Source organism: Falsiroseomonas sp. (assembly GCF_051860665.1).
Classification (GTDB): domain Bacteria; phylum Pseudomonadota; class Alphaproteobacteria; order Acetobacterales; family Acetobacteraceae; genus Falsiroseomonas.
In genome coordinates this window covers 278,408-301,996 of the sequence record NZ_JBHYDM010000004.1, presented here as the reverse complement: position 1 = coordinate 301,996, position 23,589 = coordinate 278,408, and the positions used below count along the sequence as shown (strand labels likewise).

The following is a 23,589-nucleotide window of genomic DNA, read 5'->3' as shown; positions in this document are numbered from 1 at the left end:
GGTCAGTCCGTGAGTTCGAGGACGGCGTCGGCGGCGAAGGCGCCCTGCCCTTCGGGCAGCACCAGCAGCGGGTTGATTTCGGCCGAGGCCAGGCGCGGCCCCGCCGCCGCGCCGAAGCGGGACAGCGCCACTAGGGCCTGGGCGAGGGCCGCCACATCCGCCTTCGGCTTGCCGCGCGCGCCATCCAGCAGCGGAAAGCCACGCAGCGACCGGATCATCGCCTCCGCCTGCGCCGCGTCCACCGGGCAGCGGCGGAAGGCGACGTCCGCAAAAATCTCGATGAAGACGCCGCCGAGGCCCACCATCGCCATCGGCCCGAAGACCGGGTCGCGCACCACGCCGAGGGCGATTTCCGTCCCGCCCACCACCTGCTTGGCAATCAGCACGCCATCGATGCGGGCATTCGGGGCATGGGCGCGGGCGCGCTGCTTCAGCAGCGCAAAACCCTCGCGCACCGCGGCCGCATGGCCGAGATTCAGCAGCACGCCGCCGATCTCCGACTTGTGCAGGATATCCGGCGACAGGATTTTCGCGACCACCGGATAGCCGATGGCCTCCGCGGCATTCACCGCATCCTCGGCGCTCTGGCAGGCGGCCTCCGGCACCAGGGGGATGCCGGCGGCTTCCAGGATGCGCTTGGCCTCGGCCTCGTTGGGCGAGACCTCGGGCAGCGGGATTTCGGGCAGGTCCTCGGCGACGGCCGGCGGCTCGGCGAAGGCCGCGCCGAAGCGGCCCATGGCGGCCAGCGCCACCACGGCCCGCGAGGGGTCTTCCATGCACAGGAAGCCGTCGGCCTCCCAGTCCCGCACCCGCTCGATGGGGGCGAGGATGGAGAGGAGAAAAATGCGGTCGGGATGGGCGTCCAGCACCTTCTTCAACTCGGCCCGCAGCCGCGGCGCGGTGGAGGGGCTGGCGCCCCATTGGGTGAAGAAGGCGATGACGCTGGCATAGCCGCCATCGGTCACCATCGACTCGGCGAAGGCGCCGATCACGCTCATGTCGTTGAAGGCCTGCGCCGTGCAGTCCACCGGATTGAGCGGCGAGGAGAAGGGCACCAGTTCCTTCAGTCTCGCCTGCGCCGCTTCCGGCATCGGCGGCATCGGCAGGCCCACGGCCTCGGCTGCGTCCGACATCAGCACGCCCGCGCCGCCGGAGATGGTGACCACGCCGAGCGAGTTGCGCTTCGGAAAAATGCCGCGCTGGGCGACGTAGCAGACGTCCAGCAGTTCCTCCGTGGTGCGCGCCCGGTGCACGCCGAATTCGGCCAGCACGGCATCCATCACCCGGTCGTCGCCGGCGATGGAGGCGGTGTGGGACTGTGCCGCCGCCTGGCCGAGCGCGCTGCGCCCGACCTTCATCATCACCACCGGCTTCTTCGCCGCGCGCGCGGCCTGCAGCGCGGCGATGAAGCGCGGGCCGTTCTGGATGCCCTCGGCATAGGCGGCGATGACCTGCACCTCCTCGCTTTCCGCCATCCAGCCGATGATGTCGGACAGGCCGAGGTCGGCCTCATTGCCCGTGGTCACCAGCACCGGCGTGGCGATGCCGCGGTCGCGGGCGGCGGCGAACAGATGGCTGCCATAGGCGCCGGACTGGCTGGCGATGCCCACCCCGCCGGTGCCCGGCCTGGCGGATCGCGGCCAGCCATTCTCGAAGCTGGCCGAGAAGATCGGGTAGTAGCCCAGCGTCGCGTTGAACATGCCGAGGCAGTTCGGCCCCAGCAGCCGCATGCCGGAAGGTCGCGCCGCCTCCAGCAGTCGCGCCTGCATCGCCGCCCCCGCCTCCCCGGTCTCCGCAAAGCCCGCGGTGAAGACGATGGCCGCGCCGCAGCCCTTGGCGCCGAGATCGGCCACCGCCTGGATCGCCGCCTCCCCGGGGATGGCCACGATCGCCGCATCCGGCGCCTGCGGCAGGGCCGCGACGCTGGCGAAGGCCGGCACGCCCTGCACCGTCGCCCGGTTCGGGTTCACCGGCATCAGCGCGCCCTCCCGACCCTGGGCAAAACCCTGGGAGAGCATATAGGCCAGCGGCCGCCCGCCGATTCGCGTGGCGTCGTCGGAGGCGCCGATGACGGCGACGGAGCGCGGCCGCAACAGCCGATCGAGTTCCCGGAATGCCAGCGACGCCTCCCCCATGCAGCCGGGGGCAAATTGCGGGAGGCTGGGGGGCGCGGCAAGTCCCGCGCCGGGTCAGCCGATCAGCAGGCCGAGCACGACCATCGCGGCCAGCAGGACACCGCCGGCCAGCACCGCCGTCATCAGGTCGCTGGTCTTGCCGGCGGGGCGGCTATCCTCCTCATCCCAGCCCGAGGAGACCACCGGATAGTGCGGTCGCTGCGGCGTCCCGTCTTCCGCGGCCGGGGCCGGCTCCACACGCGGCTGCATCACGCCCTCGGCCAGTTCGGCCGGCGGACGCAGGCCCAGCAGGCCACGCGGATCGTTCGGGTTTTCGGCCTGGGTCACCATGCGGCGAAGTATTCCCAATCCGAAAGGACCGCGCCAGCATCCTTGGGTCGCAGAGGTCGTTTTTTTCGACACGCGGACACGGGAGGGTGACAGGTCCGGACAACTTTGCCGCGTCATCCGCCGCGAGACTGGACGATCTTGCGCGGCTGGGGCCGGGCCTCGCCCATTCCGGGCAAAGCCGCGGCGCCTGATGCAACCGGCCCTGCTCAGCCCGGCAGCGGCCGGGCCGGCACGCCGCCCACCCGGGCGCCGTCGCCCAGCGGCCCGCCCACCGCGGCGCCGGGCGCCACCTGCACATCCGCCCCCAGCGCCACCCCCGGCCGCACCACCGCGGCCGCCGCGACCAGGCTGCGCGGCCCCACGGCGACGCCGCCGCAGAGCACGGCACCGGGGCCCAGGTGCACGGCCTCCTCCAGCCGGCATTCATGCTCGACGATGGCGCCGGTATTCACCAGCACCAGCCGGCCCAGCCGCGCCTGCGGCCCCACCACCGCCCGCGCCATCACCTGGCAGCCGGCGCCGAGCAGGGCGCTGGGGGAGACCAGGGCGGCGGGATGCTGCACCAGCGGCAGGCCGAAGCCCGCCGTCTCGCAAAGCGCGCCGAGCCGCAGGCGGGTGGCATTGTCGCCCACCGCCACCGCGGCCTCCGCCAGCCCCTGGCGGCGCAGATCGGGCAGCAGGGCAGTGGTGCCGAGGATGGCGCAGCCCAGCAGCGGGGGGCGCGGCGCGCCATCATCCAGCAGGCCGGCCACCGGCCGACCCATGGCGCGCAGCGCCTCGATCACCACCAGCGCATGCCCGCCCGCGCCGATGACCAGCACCGGCGCCGGCAAGGGACGCATCGTCAGACGCCGGGCGCCACCACGATGCAGGCGCTGCGAATGCGCTCGCAGGCCTGCTCGGCGGCGGAGCGATCGGCCAGGCCGAGCACCCGCGCCCGGTAGAGGGTGGTGCGGCCCTGCGGTGCGGCCTGCACCAGGGTGCGGGTGCCGGAGGCGCCGACTCGGTCCCGCGCCTGGCCAGCCGCGGCGCGGGCCAGGTTCTCCGAGGCGAAGGCCCCGACCTGGATCGCCCAGCCGCCGCCACCGGCGGGCGCCGCCGCGGCGCTGGGCGCCGGCCGGGCCGGAAGGGTACTGGCCTGGGCCTGGGGGATCAGGGCGAAGCCGCTGCGCGCGGGCGCCGCGGCCAGGCCCGGCGGGTCCACCCGCACGAAGGGCAGGCTGCCCGGGGCGGCGGGCTGCAGCGCGGCCAGGGCGGGCGCCAGCTGGCGCGGCGCCGGGTCCCGCGTGACGATCCCCGCCTGGGCCAGGCGGCTGCTGGGCGCGGGCGGCGGCGGGGCCGCCATCGGCAGCGGCTCGGCCTGGATGCTGCCCGGGTCGCCCGGGCTCACCACCGGCTCCATCCGCGCCATCTGCACCGCGGGCTGCACGCCAGCCGGGGCACCGGTCTGCTGGTAGCTGGCGAAGCTGCCGCCCAGGCTCGATGTGGCGGGCGCGGCGGGCGGCTGGCTGTCGCCGGGGCTCGAAATCGGCTCCATCCGGTTCTGGAAATCGCCGAGGCTGGCGACCGGCGCCATGGCCACCACCGCGCCCTGCGGCGCGGCCGCCGAGGCCTGGCTGACGATCACGCCACCGGCCGAGGCCAGCTGCGTCGGCGCCGGGGAATAGGCCTGGGTCGAGCCATCCGGGATCGGGTCCATCCGCACCACCGGCCCGGCGGGCAGGCGCGCCACCTGGATGCCCGGATCCACCGCGCGGCGCTGGTCGCGCAGCGCCAGCATGGTGGCGGTATCGCCCCGGCGCGGACCGGCGGGGATGTTCAGCGGGATCTCGGCGGCGGCATAGACTTCCGGCGCCGCGCGGCGGTTCGGATGCGCGCCCTGGATGCGCGGGCCGATGCGGGCCACGTAGTTGCGCGTCTCCGCCGGCAGGCCGCGGCCGCCCCAGAGATAGTCCTCCAGCCGCCGCGGGCCGGCATTATAGGCTGCCAGGAAGCCCGGCGCGCCGTAGAGCTCGTACATTTCCCGCAGATAGGCCGTGCCGGCCATCAGGCTGTCCCAGGGGTGGTAGGGATCCGAGCCGAGGCCGTATTTCGCCTGCAATTCGCGATAGGTGCCGGGCATCACCTGCATCAGCCCCATGGCGCCGACCGGCGAGGTGGCGGAGACGCGGCCGCCGGATTCCTGGCGCATCACCTCGCGGATCCAGCGTTCCGGAATGTCGAATCGCTGCGAGGCCTGGCTGATATAGGGCCCCCAGGGGTCATGCGAGGGGCCCGGCGGGTCGTAGCTGGAAGGCCGCGCCCATTGCGAATTGGACACGGCGGCCTGGGTGACCGGCCGCTGGGTGGTCTGGCCGCAGGCGGCAAGCATCCCCAGAAGCAGGCAGGCAGCCAGGGGCCGTCCTGCAGCGCTGAACCGGTTCATGCCAGGCTCTCCGTCGGTATGCGGGTGCCGATCCCCGAGGCCTGCCCCCCCGGCCGCGGCACCGCCCCCTAGCGATGCCCCGGCCCAGGCCAACCCCGACTTCCGTCCCGTCGTTCAAGTCTGCTCGCAAGTCTCGGAGCCAGTTGCCTAACCCATTGCGACCGGCCGGCGCAAGGACGAGATCATGGCAGTGCAGGGGGCTCTCTGCCCTCATCGCGCCATCGTGGTGGAACAGGATGGCGGCCATGCCTATCTCTGGGGTCGCGGCGCGAAGCCGCGGCCCGATTCGGCTTTGGCCGCCGATACCGCTCGAGGATTTCCAGATGCGCCTGTCCCAAAGGCTGATCCCCGCCGTCGCCGCCCTGGCGCTGGTCGCCGCCCTGCCCGGCTGCGCGCCGACGCAGACCGGCAGCACCGTCTCCGCCCGCTCGCTCGGCTCCGCCGCCCATGTCTCCTACGGCACCATCGTGGGCAGCCGACCGGTCCAGGTGGCCGGCGGCGGCAGCGGCATCGGCACGGTGGGCGGCGCCGTGGCGGGCGGCATCGCCGGCAGCTTCATCGGCGGCGATACCCGGTCCAACCTGCTGGCCGGCCTGGGCGGCGCGCTGCTGGGCGGCCTGGCCGGCAACGCGGTGGAAGGCGGCATGACCCGTGGCACCGCGATCGAGTTCATCGTGCGCGAGGACAATGGCGGCGATATCGCCGTGGTGCAGACCAATGAGGAGGGGCTGCAGGCCGGCGACCGGGTGGTGATCTCCCGCTCCGACCGCGTGCGCCTGTCCCGCGCCGCCGGCGGGCCGCCGCCCCAGGGCTATGCCCCCCAGGGCTATGCGACCCCGCAGGGCCATGGGGTGAACCCCAAGTAACCGGGGCCTGAGCCCCGCGCGCCACCACTGGCCCGGCGCCAGCCGCCGGGCTATGAGCCGCCGCATGCTCGAGCGAACCGCCGCGCCGATTCCGGCCTACCATGTCGATGCGGCGGACCCGCAGCGCCTGCGCAAGGCGATTGAGGACCTGCGCCTGGGCGTCAGCCGCTGGCGGCTCGCCTCCAGCCTCGCCTGGCTGGATATTCGCAACCGCTACCGCGGCTCCGTGCTCGGCCCCTTCTGGCTGACGCTGTCCACCGGCGCCATGCTGCTCGGCCTCGGGCTGCTCTATTCCGCGCTGTTCCAGATGTCGCTGCGGGAGTATCTGCCGCATCTGGCGGTCAGCCTGGTGATCTGGAACGCCATCAGCCAGATGGTGAACGACGCCACCACCAGCCTGACGGCCAGCGAGGGCATCATCCGGCAATTGCCGCTGCCCTATACGGTGCATGCACTGCGCTGCGTGATGCGCAACGGCATCATCGCGGCGCACAACTTCCCGCTGATCCTGGTGATCTTCCTGGTCTGCGGCCACCTGCCGGGGCCGGAGGCGCTGCTGGCCATCCCGGGCTTCCTGCTGATCGCCATCAATTCGGTGGCGGTCGCGCTGTTCCTCGGCATGGTCTGCGCCCGCTTCCGCGACATCGGGCCGATCGTCGGCAGCACCATGCAGCTGGCCTTCTTCCTGACCCCCATCCTGTGGAAGCCCAGGCTGCTCGGCGGCTGGGAGGCCTGGATGCCGCTGAACCCCTTCTATGCGATCCTGGAGACGGTGCGCGGCCCGCTGGTGGAGGGCGGCGGACCGCCGCTCGCCTGGCTGGCGGCGGTGCTCTACACCCTGGCGACGGTCACCATCGCCGCGGTCTTCTTCGTGCGCTTCCGCGGCCGCGTGGCCTTCTGGGTCTGAGGGGGCGCATTCCATGGCGGTGATCGAAGCCAGGGGGCTCTGCCTCGACTTCCCCTACTACCATATCGGCGCGCGGTCGCTGAAGAAGCGGCTGATGGGCAAGACCCGGCTGCATACGGACCCCTCCAACCGCATCGTCGTCACCGCGCTGCGCAACCTGAACTTCCGCATCGGCACCGGGGACCGCGTGGCGCTGGTCGGCCCCAATGGCGCGGGCAAGACCACGCTGCTGCGGACGCTGGCCGGCGTCTATGAGCCGGTGGCCGGAAGCCTGACCGTCACCGGCCAGATCGGCGCGCTGATCGATGTGGCCGCCGGCATGGACATGGAATCGACGGGGCGGGAGAATGTGCGCCTGCGTGGCCTCTATCGCGGCCTGTCGGATGCGGAATGCGACCGGCTGGCGGAGGAGGTGGCGGAATTCGCCGGCCTCGGCGATTTCTTCGACGTGCCGATCCGCACCTATTCCGCCGGCATGGGCGTCCGCCTGTCCTTCGCCATGGCCACCGCCATGCAGCCGCAGGTGCTGCTGATGGATGAGTGGTTCCTGGCCGGCGACGCCGCCTTCATGGCCAAGGCGGAGGAACGCCTGGCCCGGCTGGTCGGCGGCGCCGATATCATGGTGGTGGCGACGCATGACTTCGCCGTGGTGCGCCGCTGGTGCAACCGGGCGATCCGGCTGGAGGGCGGGGTGATCCTGGCCGATGGGCCGGTCGAGCAGGTGCTGGCCGGACTCGAAGCGGCGGGCTGAGTGGCGGTGCCTGGGCCTCAGCCCAGGCTCCAGGACCACCAATGCTGCTCGTAGCGATTGTCGTTGAAGACATCGAAGCGCGGCGTCTGCGGCAGCCCGATCCGGGCCTCCTGCTGGCGGGCCAGCGCCTTGGCATCGCGCAGCCGCCCGACGCCCCAGATGGTATTGGCCAGGCGCGTGCCGGTGCCCTCGCCGACGCCGGGCGGCGATTCGAAATCGCGCAGCAGGGCCAGGGCGCGGCGGCTTTCCTGCCAGCCGGCGGAGGCGAAGCCCGGCGCATCCTCCCGCCGCATCAGGTGGTCGGCCAGGGATTCGGCCAGGTCGTAGTCGGTCGAGAGATGGCCGCAATAGGATTTGCGGTAGCCGAAGCAGTCCTGGAACAGGGCCGAGGCCTCCGCCGCCGGGCGGTGCGCGAAGGCATAGTCCATGCCCGCCGGCGTCCGCCACAGATACCAGGCGCGCAGATCCTCGATCTCCGCCCGCGGATGCTGGGTGGTGCGCTCCTCCGGGTAGTTGTTGAAGACGCCGAGCGGCAGGGGCACATGCGCGCTGCGGATATGCGGCATGACACGGTTCTTGAATTCGGTGTCGCCGGCGGCGCGGTAGCTTTCGTCATACCAGCCGAAGCGGTCGTGGATGGAGCGGCGGTATAGCCCGCCCACCCAGGACAGGTAGCAGGTCTCCAGATAGACCAGGTCCTGCCGGAAGCCGGTGCGGTCATAGGGCATGACGTCCGAATCATAGACGCCGTGGCGGTCCACATTGGTGACGATGCTGTCCGCCATCGCCCAGTCCACCTCGGGGCTGGCATCCAGCCGCGCGGCGAGCTGGCGCAGCGCATCGGGGTGCAGCCCCTCATCGGCGCCGAGGAAGGCGAGGTAGGGGGCGCGCGAGAGGCGAATGCCGCGATTCCAGGCCGCCTGGATGGTCTCCCGCTGCGCCGAGCGGGCATAGAGGATGGGCAGGTCCGGATGGGCCGCGGCGAAGGCGGCGAAGGCGCCATGCTCATCGGCGGGGGAGCCGCTGTCGACCAGCACCACCTCCACCCCGCCCTGCCGGGCGAGGGTCTGCTGCGCCAGCATGGTCAGCAGCGTCGGCAGCTTGTCCGCCGCATTGTAGAGCGAGACGATGACCGCGACCGCACGCGGCGCCGTGCCGCGCCGATCCTCGAGCCGCGCCAGCGGCTGCTCCGGCTTGTCGCGGTTGCGGGCATAGGCGTCCTGCATCAGCGCCAGGCAGCGCGCGCGCTGCTCCGCCGCCGGGCCGAACATGGCGGCGGCGACCTCGGCCTCCCGCGCGAAGTTGTTCTCCCGCAGGGTCTCCGTGATGAAGGGCAGGTCGCCGCGCAGGTCCCGCCCGCTCCAGCGCAGGGTGCGCAGCAGATAGGTGGCGGCGGTCAGCGGATTGCCCAGCCGGCGTTCCAGCCGCGCCATCTCCCGGAACAGCGGCAGGCGGCCGACGCGATGGACCGGCACCAGGGAGGTCAGGTAGCGCAGCTTCGCCTCCGCCTCCTTCGCCGAGCGGTCGGGCATCTGGTGCAGGCGGTCCAGGGCCTGCGGCAGGGTCCCGAAGCCGTGCAGCTGGCGGGACAGCGCCATGGTGCCGCGGATCCGGTCGAAGGCCGGGCTGCCGCGCAGGAAGCGCGCCTCCACCATCTCCCGCAGCTCGCGCCCCAGGGCCGCGCCCTTTCCGGACAGGCCCGGCGCCAGCAGCACGCCGCGCAGCCGCAGCCGGGTGGGCTGCGGGATCCGCCCGCCCAGGCGGCGCAGGCCCTGCTGCACCGCCACCTGGGCCCGCAGCCGCGGGCTGCGGCGGCCGTCGATGAGGCCGGGCGCCAGCCGGGTGGCCAGCTCGATCGCCGTCTCCCGCGCCCGCACATCCCAGGCGCCGGCGGGCTCATGCATCCGCGCCAGGCTTTCGGGATCCGGCTGCAGCGCCGCGCGGCGCAGCGCATCGCCCAGGGCGTCGCGGTGGCGGTCGTAGTCGCGCAGCAGGATCTCGGCCTGATGCGCGAAGCTGCGCGCGCAATCGATGCCGGCCACCGTCCAGTCCAGCTCCGGTAGATTGTCCCGCAGCCAGGTCGCCACGCCGGCGCGGTCCGAGACCAGGATCGGGCAGCCGGCGCAGATCGCTTCCAGCGCCGTCAGGTTGAAGGTGTCGTGGCGGGAGGGCAGCAGCAGCAGGCTGCGGTCCTGCAACTGCGCCTGCAGCGCCGCCGGCGGCAGGGTGCCGGCCAGCTGCAGCCGATCCTCCAGCCGGCGCAGACGCGCCGCGGCGCGCAGCGTCGCCTCCGACCCCTGGCCCAGGTGGTTCGGCCCTTCCGGCCCGATCAGCAGCAGCTGGCGGTAGCTGTCCGCCGGCAGGCACCAGGCGGTGTCGATGAAGAGATCCGGCCCCTTCCACTTCTCCCGCCGCCCGGCGAAGACGAGGTCGGGCGCGCCCTGCTGCCGGCTGGCGGGCCGCGGCGCGGGGGCGCCGGTGATGACCAGCGGGTCCAGGTGGTTCACCGCCAGCGGCGCGCGGCGCTGCCAGGCCGAAGCGTAGCGTGTGCTGATCGCATAGCGCGCATCGGCCACACGGAACTGCAGGCTTTCGCGCAGCCGCAGCTCCGCCAGCAGGGTGGCCTGGCTGGCCCCGCTCGGCCAGCCGCCGCGGAAGGCGTCGGAGAGCGTGCCATGCAGCGAGACCGCGACCACGCCGACGCCGCACTGCTCCAGCGCCAGCGCGGCGCGGATGAAGAGGCCGAGCTGCGCATAGTCCGGCGCATCCACCACGTCGAAATCGACCCGGCCCAGGCTCTCTGTCACCGCATCCGCCATGTTGCGGGCGATGAACCAGACCCAGAGGAAATGCCGCAGATTGGCGGGCACGGCCTGCGGCAGCGGCCGCCAGTGCTGCGTCAGGGGAATGCCGAAGGCATTGGCGGGCCGCGGCGCCTCGGCGCCCTCCAGGCGGCGGAAATAGAAGAAGGCATCCTGCGGCCGCTGCGCGATGATGCGGCGGAACACGGATTGGCCGCCGCCCACCTGCCCATAGAGGTCCGTATCGAGGATCAGGATGCGGCGGCCGCCGGGTCCTGGCACGGGCCTTCCGGGATGCGCTGCGGCCGCCATCGTCACCCCCTCAGGATGGTTGCGCCGAGCGTATCCAGCCCGACGGGAATCAGGGCATGGTCCGCCATGCCGGCCCGGAAGCCCGGCTGCCGGTCGGGCGGCACCAGCATCAGCAGGAAGCCGCCGGCCCCGGCGCCGCAGAGCTTGCCGCCCAGCGCGCCGGCCGCGCGCGCCTTGTCGTAGAGCGCATCGATCTGCGGGCTGGAGACCTTCGAGGAGAGGCGCTTCTTGGTCTCCCACCCCTCATGCAGCATGGCGCCGAATTCGGCGAGCATGGCGGCGGGATCATTGCCTTCCAGCACCGTCTGCGCCTGGTCGACCAGCGCCAGCAGATGGGTCAGGTCCTTGTCCGAGGCGCCGGACCTGGTCTTGGTCATCTGCTCGTCGAGCGTGGCGGAGGCGAAGCGGGTGACGCCGGTATAGACCAGGAAGAGCGAGCCGGTGAGCGCCGCCTGGCAATCCGCCGTCATCTGGATCGGGCTGATGCGGGTGCGGTTGCCTTCGAAATCGAAGCGGTTCAGCCCGCCGAAGGCGGCATGGTGCTGGTCCTGCACGCCGCAATTCTCGCCCAGCAGGCCGCGTTCCACATGCACAGCCTCCCGCGCCAGGTCCATCTTGGTGGCGCCGCGGCCCAGCAGCTCGAAGAGCAGGTTCACGAAGCCCACAGTGAAGCTGGAGGAGGAGCCGAGGCCGCTGCGCGCCGGCAGGTCCGCCATGATGGAAATGTCCAGCGGGCTGGCATAGCCGTAGTGGCGGATCGCCTCCCGCACCACGGGATGCTCGATCGCATCCAGCTCCGTCACCTGCTCCATCTTCGAGTAGGAGATGCGGTAGCGGTAGTCGAGGATATTGGTCAGCCGCAGGGCCGCGACATAGACATACTGGTCGATCGCCATGCCCAGCACCGCGCCACGGGCGCGGGCGAAATATTCGGGATAGTCGGTGCCGCCACCGAAAAAGGAGACGCGCAGCGGCGTGCGGGAGACCGTCATCATGCGTGGGGCTTCTCCAACTTCCGCGCCGCCAGGATCTGGGCGACGCCCTGTTCCACGCTCAGCTTCGGGCGCCAACCGGTCTTCGACAGGAAGAGGGTCGAATCGAGGCTCTTGTAGCCCGCGCCCTGGAAGGAGCCGGGCGGGCTGACGATGCGGGCGTCCCAGCGCAGCGCGGCCAGGATGGCCCGCGCGCAGTCGCCGATCTCCACGGGGGCGTTCGGCGTCACGTTCAGCACGCAATCGGTGAAGGCGGCATCGGCCGCGAGGATGGCATCGATCTGGTCATGCACATGCAGAAGATCGCGCACCGTGCGCGGGTTTCCCCAGACCTCGAATTCCATGGCACCGGAGGCCTGGGTGCGGATCGCACGCTCGATCATCGCCGCCATGAAATGCGCGCGGCTGTCCTCGCTATGCGCATGCGGGCCATAGACGGTGGCCAGCACGCAGTGCAGCCAGCGCATGTCATATTGCCGGCCGAAGGTTTCGCATCCGATGGCGAGCAGTTCCTTGGCGAGCGCATAGCCCTGCACGGAGGGATGCGGCCGGCCGATGCCGAATTCCGCCTCCGCCGTCGGATGGTCCGATTCGGCATAGGTGCAGGAGGAGCCGAGCGAGACCAGCTTGGCCTGGGGCTGATGCGCCCGCCAGGCATCCAGCACGTTCAGGTGGATGCGGGCATTGTCGCGCAGCAGCTCCCCCTGCATGGCGTATTGGATCTGGCCGGTTCTCTGCTTGGTGATGGCGTGAAAGATGCGCCCCGCCCTCGGCGCCTCGCGGAAGGCACGATCGACGGTGGCATAGTCGCAGAAGTCGCCGGCGGCGCGGCCGATGGCATGCACCGGCCAGCCTTCCGCCTGCCAGCGCTCCACCAGGTTGCGCCCCAGGAAGCCATCGGCGCCGAGGATGATGGTCGGGCTATCGGCGTAGGGCATCGCGATACCAGGCGAGGGTTGCGGCCATGCCGTCATCCAGCGTGCGGAAGGGGGCGAGGTCCGGCAGAAGCTGGCGCAGCTTCGTGGCCGTGGCGCGGCGGACCTTCACGCCGCGATTTCCCGCGGCCGGCGGCGAGGTCAGCTTGATGGGGCGGATGCGGCCGGCGGCGCGCATGGCGCAATTCGCCAGGTCGCGCACCGTGCGGGTTTCGCCGAAGGCGAGGTTTGCGACGTCCGTCACGCCGCGCAGCTTCAGGGATTCCACGAAGGCCGCGGCGACATCGCCGGCATAGACGAAATCGCGCTCGGCATCCGGGTCGCCGCGCACTTCGAATTCCGGCGCCTCGCCGGCGGCACGGATGACGAAGGCTGTCGCGACATGCGCCTCCGCCTCGTCCAGCGTGTCATGCGGGCCATAGGGGTTGGTCAGGCGGAAGCTTATCGTGTGGATGCCCGCGCGACGCCGCCACAGTTCGGCGGTGATCTCGCCCCAGCGCTTCGACCAGGCATAGGCGGCTTCGCCATCATGCGGCCAGTCGTTGAGGTCGAGCGGGATGGCATCATCCTGCACTGCCCAGCTCGCCGGATAGACGGCGGAGGAGGAGGCCGCGCGGATTTCCGAAATGCCGCGGGCCATGGCGAAGCTGTAGACCTGCTCCGTCATCGCCAGGTTGGCGGCGAGAATCTGCTGCTGCTGCTTGCCGAATTGCGAGGCGTAGTAGCGGAAGGCGGCGACATGGATGATCGCCGTTCCCGCCGGCAGCGCCGGCAGATTTGCCACCGCCGTGGCGGCAACGGTCTGCGTGCAGCCCGGCACCGGCGTGCCGGAGGCGGTGACGCCGATGAGCATCGGCACCTTCCCCGCCAGCGCATCGACCACATTGCGCCCGATGAAGCCGCTGGCGCCCCAGACGAGGACGGCCTCCGGAAGGCTCACGCGGATTCCTTCCCGTAGGCATGCACCTTCGGAATCGGCACCACGAGCTCACCGCCACCCGCGAGGTAGTCGCGTTCCTTCACCAGGAACTCGTTGATGAAATTCCAGGCCAGCACGAGGTAGGCATCGGGGCGTGCGCCTTCTTCCGCCTCGATCGGAATGCGCACGCCGGGGATGGCGAGGCCGACCTTCATCGGGTTCTTCTCGACGGCCTTCTGCACGAGATCCGGCCCGATGCCGAAACTGTTCAGCAGCGTCGCGCCCTTGGCCGGCGCGCCATAGGCCCAGACCGATTTTTTCGAATTCTTGTAGCCTTCGAGAAGCGCGACGAGACGCTTGCGGAGGTCCAGCACATTGTCGGCGAAGGTGCGGTAGGTCTCGATCTCGCCAAAGCCCTTGGCGATCTCCTGCGCCTGCATCGCGCGCACGCTGTCCTGCACCGGGCGGGCGCCCTTGCGGGCCACATGCGCCTCGATGCTGCCGCCATGGATATCGACCAGCTCGGCGGAGAAGACCTCCAGCCCATGCCGCTCCAACAGCGCGGAGAGCGACTTCAGCGTGTAGTAGCAGAGATGCTCGTGATAGATCTGGTCGAAGGCGGTATTCTCCACCATGCCGCCGAGATAGATCGCCTGCACCACGAAGACGCCGTCCTCGGCCAGCAGCTGCGCGATGCCATCCACCACGCTGTGCAGCTCCTCCAGGTGGAAGAAGACGCCGGCGGCGGTGATGATCCTCGCGGGGCCGAATTCCTTGCGGATATCGGCGCAGCAGGCGGCATTGAAGAAGCGGTTCCAGGTCGGCACGCCGGCATCCTGCGCCAGCTTCGCCACATTGCCCGCCGCCTCCACCCCCAGCACGCGGGCGCCGCTGAAGGCCCATTGCTTCAGCCAGGTGCCGTCATTGCTGCCGATATCGACGACGAGATCGCCCGGCTTCACGTCGTAGCGCGCGGCGATCCGCTGGCTGGTCGCCAGGAAATGCGCGGGCAGCGTCTTTGTGGTGCCTGAGACGTAGGGATAGTCGGAAAACATCGATTCCTTCGGAATCGTATGGTCGATCTGCACCATGCTGCAGTCACGGCAGAAGCCGAGGCGCAGCGGATAGTGCGGCTCCACGCCCGGCTCCAGCTCCGGCCGCACCAGGCGGTTGCAATGCGGCTGGTCGCCCAGGTCGATCACCAGCTCCACCCGGTGGCCGCCGCAGCAGCGGCAGGACATGTCCAGCATCACGCCGGCCGGCGGCACCACCATGCGGGATTTCACCTCAGACATTGGCGAAGCGCCCGTTGCGCAGCATGCGATAGCCCTTGATGAGTTCCTGGATGCCGGCATCCAGCCCATGGTCGGGCCTCCAGCCGGTGGCTTCCAGCTTGTCGTTGGAGACGATGTAGTCGCGCTTGTCCGGATCCTCGCCGACCGGCGCCTCCAGCCAGACGAAGCCGGGCACGTGCTTCGCGATGCGGTCGCAGAGCTGCGCCTTGGAGAGATTGGCCTCCGACAGGCCCACATTATAGGCCTGCTGGCGCATCGCATCGACATGGTCGATGCCGTGCAGGAAGGCCTTCACCACGTCGCGGATATGGATGTAGTTGCGACGGAAATGCGCCTCGAACAGCACCACGGCGCGATCGTTCACGGCGCGCCAGCAGAAATCGTTCACCAGCAGGTCGAGCCGCATGCGCGGCGCCATGCCGAAGACGGTGGCGAGGCGGAAGGACAGCGAGTTCGGATGCGACAGCACCGCCTCCTCCGCATCCACCTTGGTGCGGCCATAGAGCGAGACGGGGCGCAGCGGCGATTCCTCGGTGCAGAAGGCATTGCCCTCGCCGACCCCGTAGCCGGAATTGGTGGTGGGATAGGCGATCAGCTGCTGCCGGCCGGCGCGCTTCACCAGATCCACCACCGCGTCGCGGTTCAGCGAGGTGGCGCCGATCTCATCACGTGCGCAGAGCGGCGCGCCGACCAGCGCCGCCAGCGGCAGCACGATATCGGCCTCCCGCAGCAGCGGCTCCACCACGCGCATGTCGCGGCAATCGCCGCGCACCGGATTGAAATTCGGATCGGCGCAGGAATGGGCCAGGAAAGGTTCCCCCGCTGCGAATGTATCCAGGACAGTCACCCGCCAGCCGCGCGCCAGCAGCGCAGGAACCAGCATGGAACCGATATAGCCGGCCCCGCCGGTGACGAGCACATGCATTTGTTTCTTCCTCGACCCGATCGGGTTGTTGTGACGTATAGGATGCGGATTCAGGCAGATCAATCTGGGGTTGAAGACAAAGGTGGCGCCACCAGGGCCCGCAGCAGCGAGTCCGGATTGTGCCGATCGCGCCATTGCTGCGCTGCCTCCCGCGCCGCCGCCGCCAGCTGCGGCAGCCGGGCGAGAGCCGCGGCGAGGGCAGCGCCGGGCGGCGCGCCGCGGGGGATGAGGACGGCGCGATCGGGCCCCGCCGCATCGGCCATCCAGCAGCCGGCGGGCACCACGGCGGGCGTGCCCAGCGCCAGCGCCTCCGCCAGGATGCCGCTGCTGCGAGCGCCATAGACCGCGCCGTCATAGGGCAGCAGCAGCAGGTCCGCGCCCGCCAGCAGGGCCGCGTAATCCGCCGGGTTCAGCGCATGCTCGATCAGCGTCACATCCGCCCGCGCGCGCAGCAGGCGATGCGCCCGCTGCACCAGGGGGTCGGAATCCGCGCCCACGCGCCCGGATTGCACGGTGAATCGCGCCCGCCCTGCCACCGCCGCGATCGCCTCCGGCAATTGCGAAAAGCCCTTCTCGGCGCGGGCACCGCCGGCGAAGACGACATGCGGCGGCTGGCCGGCCGTGCGCGGCACCAGCGGCGGGACCACCACCGGCAGCGGCACGGGCCGCACCACCAGCCCGGAAAGCGCCGCGAATTCCGCCGCCAGCTGCTCGGTATCCGCGAAAAGACGCAGCGCCCCGCCGAAGCGGGCCTGCAGCCGGGCCAGCAGGGCGGGCAGGCGTTCCGGCGCCGGATCATCCGCCTCCATCTCCGCGGGCATGCGGCGCAGCACCACCAGCAGCGTCACCGGCGGGAAGCCGGGGGTGGTCGCCACCGAATGCAGGTTGGCGCCGGAGACGCTGTGCAGCAGCAGCGCATCGCCCTCCCCCGCCCCCAGCGCCGCCAGCTCCGCCGCCAGCTCCCGGCCCAGGCTGTCCGAGGCCCCGGCCCGGCGCAGCCGCCGCCGCAGGGCGCGCAGCGGCGGCGCCACCAGCCCGGCGAGCGGCGCCGGCAGGCGGGCCGCCAGGCCGAAGGCCAGCTGCCGCGCCAGCCCGCCGCCGCCCGCGCTTTGATAGGTGGCGCCCAGTACCGCGCGGGCCGGCACCCGCCCGCCCTCCAGCCCCCCGGTGAAGCCGCGGCCCGCCAGCACCATCGGCGCCAGCCCCGCATCCAGTGCGGCGCCGGCCACTGCCGCGGTATAGGAAAGGTGGTGGCCGGCGGGCCCGTTCAGCCCGGGATCGGCGATGACGAAGTGCCGCCCCGGCTGCATCAGGCCGCCAGCAGCCGCGCCACGAAGGCGTCCAGGTCGCCGCCCGGGAAGAGATGTCCCGGCAGGCCGCAGGCGGCGGCGGCGGCGATGTCGCTGTCCTTGTCGCCGATCAGGAAGGAGCCTTCGGCCTGGATCGGCCAGGCGGCCAGCAGATCCTCGATCATGCCCGGATTGGGCTTGCGGCGGCGGCAATCCAGCCGATAGGCGGCCAGCGGCGCTTCCGGATGGTTCGGGCAGTATTCGAAGGCATCGACATGCGCGCCCGCGCCGGCCAGCTCGCCGGCCATCCAGCCATGCATCACGCCGACCTGGGATTCGGGATACTTGCCCTTCGCGACGCCCGCCTGGTTGGTGACGACGAAGACGAAGCGCCCGGCATCGTTCAGCCGCTTCACCGCCGCCGCGGCGCCGGGCATCCAGCGCACTTCCGCGGGCTCATGCGGCCAGCCGGTATCCTCGATCAGCACGCCGTCGCGGTCGAGGAAGACGGCGCGGCGGCGGGCCATGGCGGGGATCACGGTCTGCGCCGCGGCCAGGTCTTCCGGGATGCCGATATCGATGAAGTCGCCGTCATAGAGCCCGCCGCGCAGCAGCCCGGCCTCCGCCAGCCTCGGAAAGACCTCCGATTCCAGGGAGACGGCGCCAGGGCCGATATGCTCCAGGATGGCACGGCGCAGCCAATAGATGCCGCCATTGATCGGGCCCTTGCGCGCCGGATCGCGCGCGGCGAAGCCCGTGATGCGGCCATCCGCCGCCACCTCCACCGTGCCGTAGCGGGCACCGGGCGCGGTGCGGCGCAGCGCCAGCGTGGCCAGGGCATCGCCGGCCTGCAGGGGAAGGTCCAGCAGGTTCACGTCGAAGCGCGTATCGCCGTTCAGCAGCAGGAATTCCGGCTCCAGCCGGTCCGCGAACAGGCGCAGCCCGCCGCCGGTGCCGAGCGGCTCCGGCTCGATCACCACCTCGATCCGGCTGCCGCGCACCTGCCGGCCCTCGTAGCGGTCGGCGATGGTCTGGCCGAGATAGCCGGCCAGCAGGGTGATGCGCGGAATCCCGAAGCGGGCAACTTCCTCGATCAGCCAGTCCAGGAAGGGGCGGCCGGAGACCTCCACCATCGGCTTCGGGATGGCATCCGTCAGCGTGCCGAGCCGCGTGCCGCGGCCGCCGACCAGGATGGCCGCCTGAGGCGGGACACCCCCCTCAGGCATCGGCGAGGCGGGCTTCCACGGCGGCGCAGTAGCAGTGGTAGAAGGCCAGGTGCACCTGCTGGATGGCGGGGGTGGAACGCGAGGGCACCGCCAGCAGATGGTCCGACAGCGCCGCCATCCTGCCGCCGCCCTGCCCGGTCAGGCCGATGGTGGTCATGCCGAGCTGGCGCGCCGTCTCGAAGGCCAGGACGACGTTCTCCGAATTGCCGGAGGTGGAGAGGCCGAGAATCACGCCGCCCGCCTCGCCATAGGCCTCGACCTGGCGCGAGAAGACCGTCGCGTAGCTGTAGTCGTTCGACCAGGCCGTCAGCACCGCGGGGTTGGAGGAGAGGCAGATCGCCTTCAGCGCGCGGCGTTCGCGCAGGAAGCGGCCCACCATCTCCCCCACGATATGCTGCGCATCGGCGGCGGAGCCGCCATTGCCGCAGACCAGCAGCGGCCTGTTGGCGGACAGCGCCGCGACGGTTGCATCGACCGCCGCCTGCATCACGGAATCCAGCCCCTGGGCGCGGGTGGTGGCCAGCAGGGCCTCGGCCTCCGCCAGCCAGGAATCGAGCGTGAACATCCTCAGGAGCGCCCCTTTCGACAAGGCGAGTTGGCTGCGCCGCTTACACCAGCGGCGCGAAACGGTCGAGCCTGGACGCAGGCTGGCGCGAAGGCTAGACCAGCGCGGATTCGATACGAGGTTGCAATGCGCACCAGGATCCTCGACCTGATTCGTCGGGCCACGGGCACCGCGGCCCTGGCCCGCCGCTTCGATGCGGTGGAGGCACGGCTGGAAGCGCTGGCCGGAACCCTCGCCCAGTTGGGGGGCCAGCTTGCGGCCCAGGCCCCGCCGCCCGCCCCCCCGCCCGGGCTGACAGCCGCGGATCGCGACGCCATCCTGCATCAGGTCAACTACACCAATCACAATTTGTATCTGCACCTGAAGGAAGCCATGCGGGTGCGCGAATTGGCGAATCGCGACCTGCTGCTGGCGATCGACCGGCTGGCGCGGATCCTGCCCGCCACGCCCATGGTCTTCGAGGCGACGAAGCCCGTGGCGGTCGATACCGACGACCACCTGTTCCCCTGGGGCGCCGCCCAGGACAATACCCGTTCCCCCCGCTTCGTCGCGGCCTGCGAGCGGCATTTCCCGGGCCGCAGCCTGACCTTCCTCGACCTCGGCTGCTCTGGTGGCGGACTGGTGCTGGATTTCATCCTGCGTGGCCACCAGGCCTTCGGCGTGGAGGGCAGCGACGCGCCGCAGCGGGCCCAGCGCGCCGAGTGGCGGCTGCTGCGGCACAACCTGTTCACCGGCGACATCACCTGCCCCTTCACGCTGCGCCCCGCCGCCGGCGCGCCGCCCGTGGCCTGCGACGTGATCTCCGCCTGGGAGGTGATGGAGCATATCGCCGAGGCCGACCTGCCGGGCCTGTTCGACAACCTGCACCGCCACCTGGCGCCGGATGGCCTATTCATCGGCTCCATCGCGCTGGGGCCGGACGACAATCCGGTGACCGGCGCGCGCTACCACCGCACGGTGCAGCCGCAGGCGTGGTGGCGGGCGCGCTTCGCCGCGCTCGGCCTGCCCATGCTGGAAAGCCACGACTTCGCCTTCGAGGATTTCTGCCGCGGCACCAACAACGGCCCGATCGACGAGAACTACCGCAGCAATCCCGAGATCGGCTTCCACTTCGTCGCCCGTCGCCCCTGACCCGAGGGATCATCGCCCATGCGCCAGACCATCCTCGCCATCCTGCGCCGTGCCACCGGAACCGCCCAGCTGCGCCAGCAGGTGGCGTTGCTGGAGGAGGAGGTGGCGCGGCTGCTGCAGGCGCCGCGCGGCAGCACCGCCGGCAGCCGGCATGCGGCGCTGGAACGCCTGGCGCGCCACGCGGATTTCCCGCTGCAGGCCTGGTGGGAACGCTCGCTGTGGGAGCCGGTGGTGCAGCTGGCGGTGCGCGACCATGTGCGGCCGGGCGATATCGCCTTCGACGTGGGCGCCAATGCCGGCGCCTTCGCGCTGCAGATGTCGCGCCAGGCCGGGCCGCGCGGCACCATCTGCGCCTTCGAGGCCAGCCCGCGCATCATCGGCCGCACCCAGCACAACCTCCTGCAGGCGGCCTGCCACAACGTGACCCTGTACCACCGCGCCATCTGGAACCGCAGCGGCGATTTTGTTCATATCGCCGAGGGCAGCCACCTGAACGATCGTGTGGAAACAGGTGCCGGAGGCATTCCCGTGCCGACCCTGGCGCTGGACGATTTCATCGCCGCCACGGGCCTCACGCCCAGCTTCATCAAGATGGATATCGAGGGGGCGGAGCTGGAGGCGCTGCGCGGCAGCGCGCGGCTGATCGCGGAAGGCCGGCCCATCATGGCGCTGGAACAGGCGCCCGACGACATGCGCTGCCATGAACTGCTGGTGGCCGCCGGATATCTTGCCGTCGACCTGGGCAGCTACAAGCGCATCACGCGCGGCGAGGATTTCGCCAATCCCACCGGCGTGAACAACGTGCTCTTCGTGCCGGAGGAGAAGGCCGCCGCCTCGCCCTATCTCGATCCGCGGCAGGAGCTGGTGGCGAAGCTGGAGGCCGGCGCCTTCACCCGCGATGCCGCCGGCGGCGCGCGGCTGGCGCAGCCGATGGAACTTCCCGCCGGGCGCTACCTGGTGCGGGCCGATTTCTCCGCCCAGGGTCGCGACAACGAGGTCTATGCCGGCGTCGAGGCGGATGGCGAGACCGTGTTCCGCTACCACACCTTCACCGCCTTCATGGCGGAATGCTATCGTGACTGGGTGGTGCAGCTGGACCGCCCCGGCCGCATCGTGCCCTTCCTGCGCTTCCTGAACGGCAGCGACGCGACGCTGGACTGGCGCGGCGCGGAGGTGATCCGCCTGCCGGCCTTCGACACTGTCGCGCCGCCGCTGGTCTTCTAGTCGTACCAGCCGACGTCGAGCGTCGCGACCTCGCCGAAGGGCACGCGCCTCTGCGCCGCCATGCGGATGATGGGCCAGGTGGTCCATGGCATGGCGAGCAGCGGCATGGGGTCCCGCGCCTGCCAGCAGACGTCGCGCGTGGTCAGCAGGGCGCGCAGGTTTTTTGCGAAGGGGCCGCCGCGGAACAGCGAAAGCTGTGTCTCCGTCAGGCAGGACCAGAACTGCTGCAGGCGTGGCTCCGGCCGATGGCGGGGCGCGGGCGCGGCCGGGTCGATGATGGCGCGGGCGAGATCGGCGGCTTCGAAAAAATGCAGGCCGCTGGTGGTGCGCGGGTTGCACTCCAGCCCCCAGGGGCGGCCGTCCGCATCCACGATCAGGTCGAAGGCGATGAAGCCGGACCAGTTGGCGGCGGCGACGAAGCGGCGCACCCAGTCCTCGATGGCAGGATGCGCGACGCGCTCGAAGGCGACGGCGACGGAGCCGGACATCTGCGTGCCGCGATAGATGGTGGTGGCGAGGACGCGGCCCTGGTGCGCGAGCGTGCAGGTGCTGAATTCGGCGCCGGCGACGAAGCGCTGGACGATGCAGGGCACCTCGGCCGCCGGTAGCGCCGCGCCCTCGGGCAGCATCACCACCCCGCGGCCGGAGCAGCTGTGCACCGGCTTCACCACCACGCGGCCGGTGGCGGCGATGGCCTGCGCGGCGGGATCGCCGAGCGGCGCGGAGTCCGGCACATCCAGGCCGTTTGCTCGGGCGAAGGCCACAAAGCCGCCCTTGTGGTGCAGCGGCAGCAGCGCCTCCGGCGGCATGGTCAGCACGCGCACGCCGTCGGGCAGCAGCGGTGGCAGGTGGGCGACATGCATCGTCTCCTCCGAGACCGGCAGCACCAGCGCCACGCTCTCGTCGCGCACCACCTGCGCCAGCGCGGCGAGATAGGCCTGCCTGCCGTCGACGGGCGCCGGCACGCGGATGGATTTGGCGACCGCGCGCGAGGATCCGCAGAGATGCCGCGCAAAGGGCTCCGCCACCACCACACGCCAGCCAATTCGAGCAAATCCGCGGGCGAGGTCGAGGGCCTTGGGCAGGCGGCCCAGTGTCAGCAGCACGGTCGGCATCAGGCCGCCGTCACCCGCATCTGGATCTGCCGCGCCGGCCGCGTGGTCAGCCGCGCCGCGGGGCGAACCTGCTGCGCTTCGGCCAGCGAAAAATCGAAGCGGCGGAACAGGCGGGCGATCAGCAGCACCGCCTCCACCGTGGCGAAGGCGGCGCCGGCGCAGATGCGCGGGCCGATGCCAAAGGGAATATAGGCGCCGGCCGTCATCTCCGCCTCCCGTTCCGGCAGGAAGCGGTCGGGGTCGAAGGTATTGGGGTTGGTCCAGTAGCGCAGGTGGCGGTGCAGCAGCCAGGGCGCCACCATGATCAGCGCGCCGCGTTTCACGCGATAGTCGCCGATCCGCGTCGCCTCATTCGCCACGCGCGGCAGGAAGGTGATCGGCGGATAGAGCCGCAGCGTTTCGCGAAAGATGTTGCGGGTGAAGACGAGGCGCTTGGTGTGCTCGAAGCTGATCGGCCCATCGCCGCACACCGAAGCGACCTCGGCCCGCAGCCGCGCCACGAAATCCGGCCGCGAGGCGAGTAGAAAAAAGACCCAGGTGAGCGCGCTGGCGCTGGTCTCATGCCCCGCCAGGAACAGCACGCCGAGCTGGTCGATCAGCTCCTCCCTCGTAAAAGCCTTGCCGTCGACGTCATGCGCGGCGACGACGGCGCTGGCGATGTCGTCAAAACTCTGGCCGGCGTCGAGGTGGCTGTCGAGAAGCTCGCCCAGGCTGCGGCGGATCAGCGCGCAGCTGTCCAGCACGGCCTGGGTCTGCGGGATGCGCGTCCAGGCGCGGTCCATGATGAGGCGGCGGATCTCGACCTGCGCCACGCTGCGTTCGAAGAAGGTGAAGGCGTCGAAGACCTCATGCGCCACGCGGGATTCGAGGCTGGTCGAGAAGACGGAGCGGCAGATGATGTCCGCCGTCAGATGGCTCATCGCCAGATCCAGCGAGAAACTTTCTCCGTTCGCGACCGCACGGTCGAGCGTTTTTTCCGCCGCCTCGATGCCGGCTTCCATGCTGCCAAAGGCGCGGTTCACGCGCATCAGCGTCAGCGCGGGATCCATCATCTGCCGCTGCCGCTTCCAGGTGGCGCCGGAACTCACAAAGATGCTGTCGCCGATCAGCGGCTCCAGCGCATTCACCATCAGGTCCGACTTCGGGAAGATGCCCTCCGCATCCACCAGCACCTGGCGCACCAGCCTCGGCTCGTTCACCACGACGATGGAGCGGCGCGAATAGCCGAGCGGGCCGATCGGCATGGTATAGGCCTCGGCCGGCAGCAGGCCGAGCAGGTCGCCCTCCCCCTCCAGCAGCGCGCGGAACAGCGCCACGACCGGTGAGCGCGGCGTGGGATGTGGCGGCACGAAATCCTGGCCCATCTTGCCGCAGAAACCCCTTGTCCCCCGCACCATTTCCTCGCCTTGCAGCGCGATGTGTCAAGTGGCATTGTCACTCCGCGTC

Annotated in this window: 20 protein-coding genes; 5 read left to right on the top strand and 15 right to left on the bottom strand. The window is 70.9% G+C overall.

Annotation, left to right across the window (positions count from 1 at the left end):
• Positions 1-2 precede the first annotated feature (2 nt).
• The 4 genes from ACTIF1_RS06525 to ACTIF1_RS06510 form a co-directional block, all read right to left on the bottom strand.
• Positions 3-2,135, bottom strand: coding sequence for an acetate--CoA ligase family protein (locus ACTIF1_RS06525; protein ID WP_439595575.1), 2,133 nt, complete (start codon positions 2,133-2,135; stop codon positions 3-5).
• 54 nt (positions 2,136-2,189) lie between these two features.
• Positions 2,190-2,465: a hypothetical protein gene (locus tag ACTIF1_RS06520; protein WP_439595574.1), complete on the bottom strand. Its 276-nt coding sequence runs from the start codon at positions 2,463-2,465 to the stop codon at positions 2,190-2,192.
• Between the two features lie 206 nt (positions 2,466-2,671).
• Complete coding sequence (locus ACTIF1_RS06515; RefSeq protein ID WP_439595573.1) at positions 2,672-3,307, bottom strand: NeuD/PglB/VioB family sugar acetyltransferase; 636 nt, start codon at positions 3,305-3,307, stop codon at positions 2,672-2,674.
• 2 nt (positions 3,308-3,309) lie between these two features.
• Positions 3,310-4,890: a transglycosylase SLT domain-containing protein gene (locus ACTIF1_RS06510; protein ID WP_439595572.1), complete on the bottom strand. Its 1,581-nt coding sequence runs from the start codon at positions 4,888-4,890 to the stop codon at positions 3,310-3,312.
• A 323-nt stretch (positions 4,891-5,213) separates the two neighbouring features.
• Here ACTIF1_RS06510 and ACTIF1_RS06505 point away from each other — a divergent pair, with 323 nt between their 5' ends.
• The 3 genes from ACTIF1_RS06505 to ACTIF1_RS06495 all read left to right on the top strand — a co-directional run bounded on the left by ACTIF1_RS06505 (position 5,214) and on the right by ACTIF1_RS06495 (position 7,414).
• Positions 5,214-5,756, top strand: coding sequence for a glycine zipper 2TM domain-containing protein (locus ACTIF1_RS06505; RefSeq protein WP_439595571.1), 543 nt, complete (start codon positions 5,214-5,216; stop codon positions 5,754-5,756).
• A gap of 64 nt (positions 5,757-5,820) precedes the next feature.
• On the top strand, positions 5,821-6,663 hold the full coding sequence (locus ACTIF1_RS06500) for an ABC transporter permease (protein WP_439595570.1): 843 nt from the start codon (positions 5,821-5,823) through the stop codon (positions 6,661-6,663).
• 13 nt (positions 6,664-6,676) lie between these two features.
• Entirely contained in the window at positions 6,677-7,414 is a 738-nt protein-coding gene (locus ACTIF1_RS06495; protein WP_439595569.1) for an ABC transporter ATP-binding protein, read from the top strand.
• Between the two features lie 17 nt (positions 7,415-7,431).
• Here ACTIF1_RS06495 and ACTIF1_RS06490 read toward each other — a convergent pair whose 3' ends face one another.
• The 9 genes from ACTIF1_RS06490 to ACTIF1_RS06450 are packed head-to-tail and all read right to left on the bottom strand — an operon-like array spanning position 7,432 to position 18,673.
• The gene (locus tag ACTIF1_RS06490) at positions 7,432-10,497 is read right to left on the bottom strand and encodes a glycosyltransferase (RefSeq protein WP_439595568.1); all 3,066 of its coding nucleotides are present in this window, start codon (positions 10,495-10,497) and stop codon (positions 7,432-7,434) included.
• Positions 10,498-10,529: 32 nt separating this feature from the next.
• Positions 10,530-11,522: a GHMP family kinase ATP-binding protein gene (locus tag ACTIF1_RS06485; RefSeq protein WP_439595567.1), complete on the bottom strand. Its 993-nt coding sequence runs from the start codon at positions 11,520-11,522 to the stop codon at positions 10,530-10,532.
• The gene (locus ACTIF1_RS06480) at positions 11,519-12,457 is read right to left on the bottom strand and encodes an NAD-dependent epimerase/dehydratase family protein (RefSeq protein WP_439595566.1); all 939 of its coding nucleotides are present in this window, start codon (positions 12,455-12,457) and stop codon (positions 11,519-11,521) included. The genes ACTIF1_RS06485 and ACTIF1_RS06480 overlap by 4 nt, the downstream gene beginning before the upstream one ends.
• Positions 12,441-13,394, bottom strand: a complete 954-nt coding sequence (locus ACTIF1_RS06475; RefSeq protein WP_439595565.1) for an NAD-dependent epimerase/dehydratase family protein — start codon at positions 13,392-13,394, stop codon at positions 12,441-12,443. Before ACTIF1_RS06475 ends, ACTIF1_RS06480 begins: the two co-directional genes overlap by 17 nt.
• On the bottom strand, positions 13,391-14,668 hold the full coding sequence (locus ACTIF1_RS06470; protein WP_439595564.1) for a methyltransferase domain-containing protein: 1,278 nt from the start codon (positions 14,666-14,668) through the stop codon (positions 13,391-13,393). Before ACTIF1_RS06470 ends, ACTIF1_RS06475 begins: the two co-directional genes overlap by 4 nt.
• Positions 14,661-15,593 (bottom strand): NAD-dependent epimerase/dehydratase family protein, encoded by a 933-nt coding sequence (locus ACTIF1_RS06465; RefSeq protein WP_439595563.1) that lies wholly within the window; start codon positions 15,591-15,593, stop codon positions 14,661-14,663. Before ACTIF1_RS06465 ends, ACTIF1_RS06470 begins: the two co-directional genes overlap by 8 nt.
• 59 nt (positions 15,594-15,652) lie before the next feature.
• Complete coding sequence (locus ACTIF1_RS06460) at positions 15,653-16,903, bottom strand: glycosyltransferase (RefSeq protein ID WP_439595562.1); 1,251 nt, start codon at positions 16,901-16,903, stop codon at positions 15,653-15,655.
• Positions 16,903-18,108, bottom strand: a complete 1,206-nt coding sequence (locus tag ACTIF1_RS06455) for an HAD-IIIA family hydrolase (RefSeq protein WP_439595561.1) — start codon at positions 18,106-18,108, stop codon at positions 16,903-16,905. The genes ACTIF1_RS06460 and ACTIF1_RS06455 overlap by 1 nt, the downstream gene beginning before the upstream one ends.
• Positions 18,101-18,673: a D-sedoheptulose-7-phosphate isomerase gene (locus ACTIF1_RS06450; protein WP_439595560.1), complete on the bottom strand. Its 573-nt coding sequence runs from the start codon at positions 18,671-18,673 to the stop codon at positions 18,101-18,103. The genes ACTIF1_RS06455 and ACTIF1_RS06450 overlap by 8 nt, the downstream gene beginning before the upstream one ends.
• A 126-nt stretch (positions 18,674-18,799) precedes the next feature.
• Here ACTIF1_RS06450 and ACTIF1_RS06445 point away from each other — a divergent pair, with 126 nt between their 5' ends.
• Both ACTIF1_RS06445 and ACTIF1_RS06440 read left to right on the top strand, forming a co-directional pair.
• On the top strand, positions 18,800-19,804 hold the full coding sequence (locus ACTIF1_RS06445) for a class I SAM-dependent DNA methyltransferase (RefSeq protein WP_439595559.1): 1,005 nt from the start codon (positions 18,800-18,802) through the stop codon (positions 19,802-19,804).
• 18 nt (positions 19,805-19,822) lie between these two features.
• Entirely contained in the window at positions 19,823-21,028 is a 1,206-nt protein-coding gene (locus ACTIF1_RS06440; RefSeq protein WP_439595558.1) for an FkbM family methyltransferase, read from the top strand.
• Here the strand turns inward: ACTIF1_RS06440 and ACTIF1_RS06435 are convergent.
• Both ACTIF1_RS06435 and ACTIF1_RS06430 read right to left on the bottom strand, forming a co-directional pair.
• A complete protein-coding gene (locus tag ACTIF1_RS06435) occupies positions 21,025-22,143 on the bottom strand; it encodes an ATP-grasp domain-containing protein (RefSeq protein ID WP_439595557.1) in 1,119 nt (372 codons plus the stop codon). The two genes, ACTIF1_RS06440 and ACTIF1_RS06435, sit on opposite strands and share 4 nt — an antisense overlap.
• On the bottom strand, positions 22,143-23,507 hold the full coding sequence (locus ACTIF1_RS06430) for a cytochrome P450 (RefSeq protein ID WP_439595556.1): 1,365 nt from the start codon (positions 23,505-23,507) through the stop codon (positions 22,143-22,145). Before ACTIF1_RS06430 ends, ACTIF1_RS06435 begins: the two co-directional genes overlap by 1 nt.
• Between the last annotated feature and the right edge of the window lie 82 nt (positions 23,508-23,589).

What these genes read in the sequence shown, in the direction of transcription:
- ACTIF1_RS06460 (WP_439595562.1), bottom strand. Translation starts at nt 16,903, where the DNA reads ATGCAGCCGGGGCGGCACTTCGTCATCGCCGATCCCGGGCTGAACGGG.
- ACTIF1_RS06525 (WP_439595575.1), bottom strand. Translation starts at nt 2,135, where the DNA reads ATGGGGGAGGCGTCGCTGGCATTCCGGGAACTCGATCGGCTGTTGCGG.
- ACTIF1_RS06520 (WP_439595574.1), bottom strand. Translation starts at nt 2,465, where the DNA reads ATGGTGACCCAGGCCGAAAACCCGAACGATCCGCGTGGCCTGCTGGGC.
- ACTIF1_RS06480 (WP_439595566.1), bottom strand. Translation starts at nt 12,457, where the DNA reads ATGCCCTACGCCGATAGCCCGACCATCATCCTCGGCGCCGATGGCTTC.
- ACTIF1_RS06495 (WP_439595569.1), top strand. Translation starts at nt 6,677, where the DNA reads ATGGCGGTGATCGAAGCCAGGGGGCTCTGCCTCGACTTCCCCTACTAC.
- ACTIF1_RS06440 (WP_439595558.1), top strand. Translation starts at nt 19,823, where the DNA reads ATGCGCCAGACCATCCTCGCCATCCTGCGCCGTGCCACCGGAACCGCC.
- ACTIF1_RS06470 (WP_439595564.1), bottom strand. Translation starts at nt 14,668, where the DNA reads ATGTCTGAGGTGAAATCCCGCATGGTGGTGCCGCCGGCCGGCGTGATG.
- ACTIF1_RS06515 (WP_439595573.1), bottom strand. Translation starts at nt 3,307, where the DNA reads ATGCGTCCCTTGCCGGCGCCGGTGCTGGTCATCGGCGCGGGCGGGCAT.
- ACTIF1_RS06510 (WP_439595572.1), bottom strand. Translation starts at nt 4,890, where the DNA reads ATGAACCGGTTCAGCGCTGCAGGACGGCCCCTGGCTGCCTGCCTGCTT.
- ACTIF1_RS06505 (WP_439595571.1), top strand. Translation starts at nt 5,214, where the DNA reads ATGCGCCTGTCCCAAAGGCTGATCCCCGCCGTCGCCGCCCTGGCGCTG.
- ACTIF1_RS06465 (WP_439595563.1), bottom strand. Translation starts at nt 15,593, where the DNA reads ATGCATGTGCTCGTCACCGGCGGGGCCGGCTATATCGGTTCCATGCTG.
- ACTIF1_RS06455 (WP_439595561.1), bottom strand. Translation starts at nt 18,108, where the DNA reads ATGCCTGAGGGGGGTGTCCCGCCTCAGGCGGCCATCCTGGTCGGCGGC.
- ACTIF1_RS06500 (WP_439595570.1), top strand. Translation starts at nt 5,821, where the DNA reads ATGCTCGAGCGAACCGCCGCGCCGATTCCGGCCTACCATGTCGATGCG.
- ACTIF1_RS06430 (WP_439595556.1), bottom strand. Translation starts at nt 23,507, where the DNA reads ATGGGCCAGGATTTCGTGCCGCCACATCCCACGCCGCGCTCACCGGTC.
- ACTIF1_RS06450 (WP_439595560.1), bottom strand. Translation starts at nt 18,673, where the DNA reads ATGTTCACGCTCGATTCCTGGCTGGCGGAGGCCGAGGCCCTGCTGGCC.
- ACTIF1_RS06485 (WP_439595567.1), bottom strand. Translation starts at nt 11,522, where the DNA reads ATGATGACGGTCTCCCGCACGCCGCTGCGCGTCTCCTTTTTCGGTGGC.
- ACTIF1_RS06445 (WP_439595559.1), top strand. Translation starts at nt 18,800, where the DNA reads ATGCGCACCAGGATCCTCGACCTGATTCGTCGGGCCACGGGCACCGCG.
- ACTIF1_RS06435 (WP_439595557.1), bottom strand. Translation starts at nt 22,143, where the DNA reads ATGCCGACCGTGCTGCTGACACTGGGCCGCCTGCCCAAGGCCCTCGAC.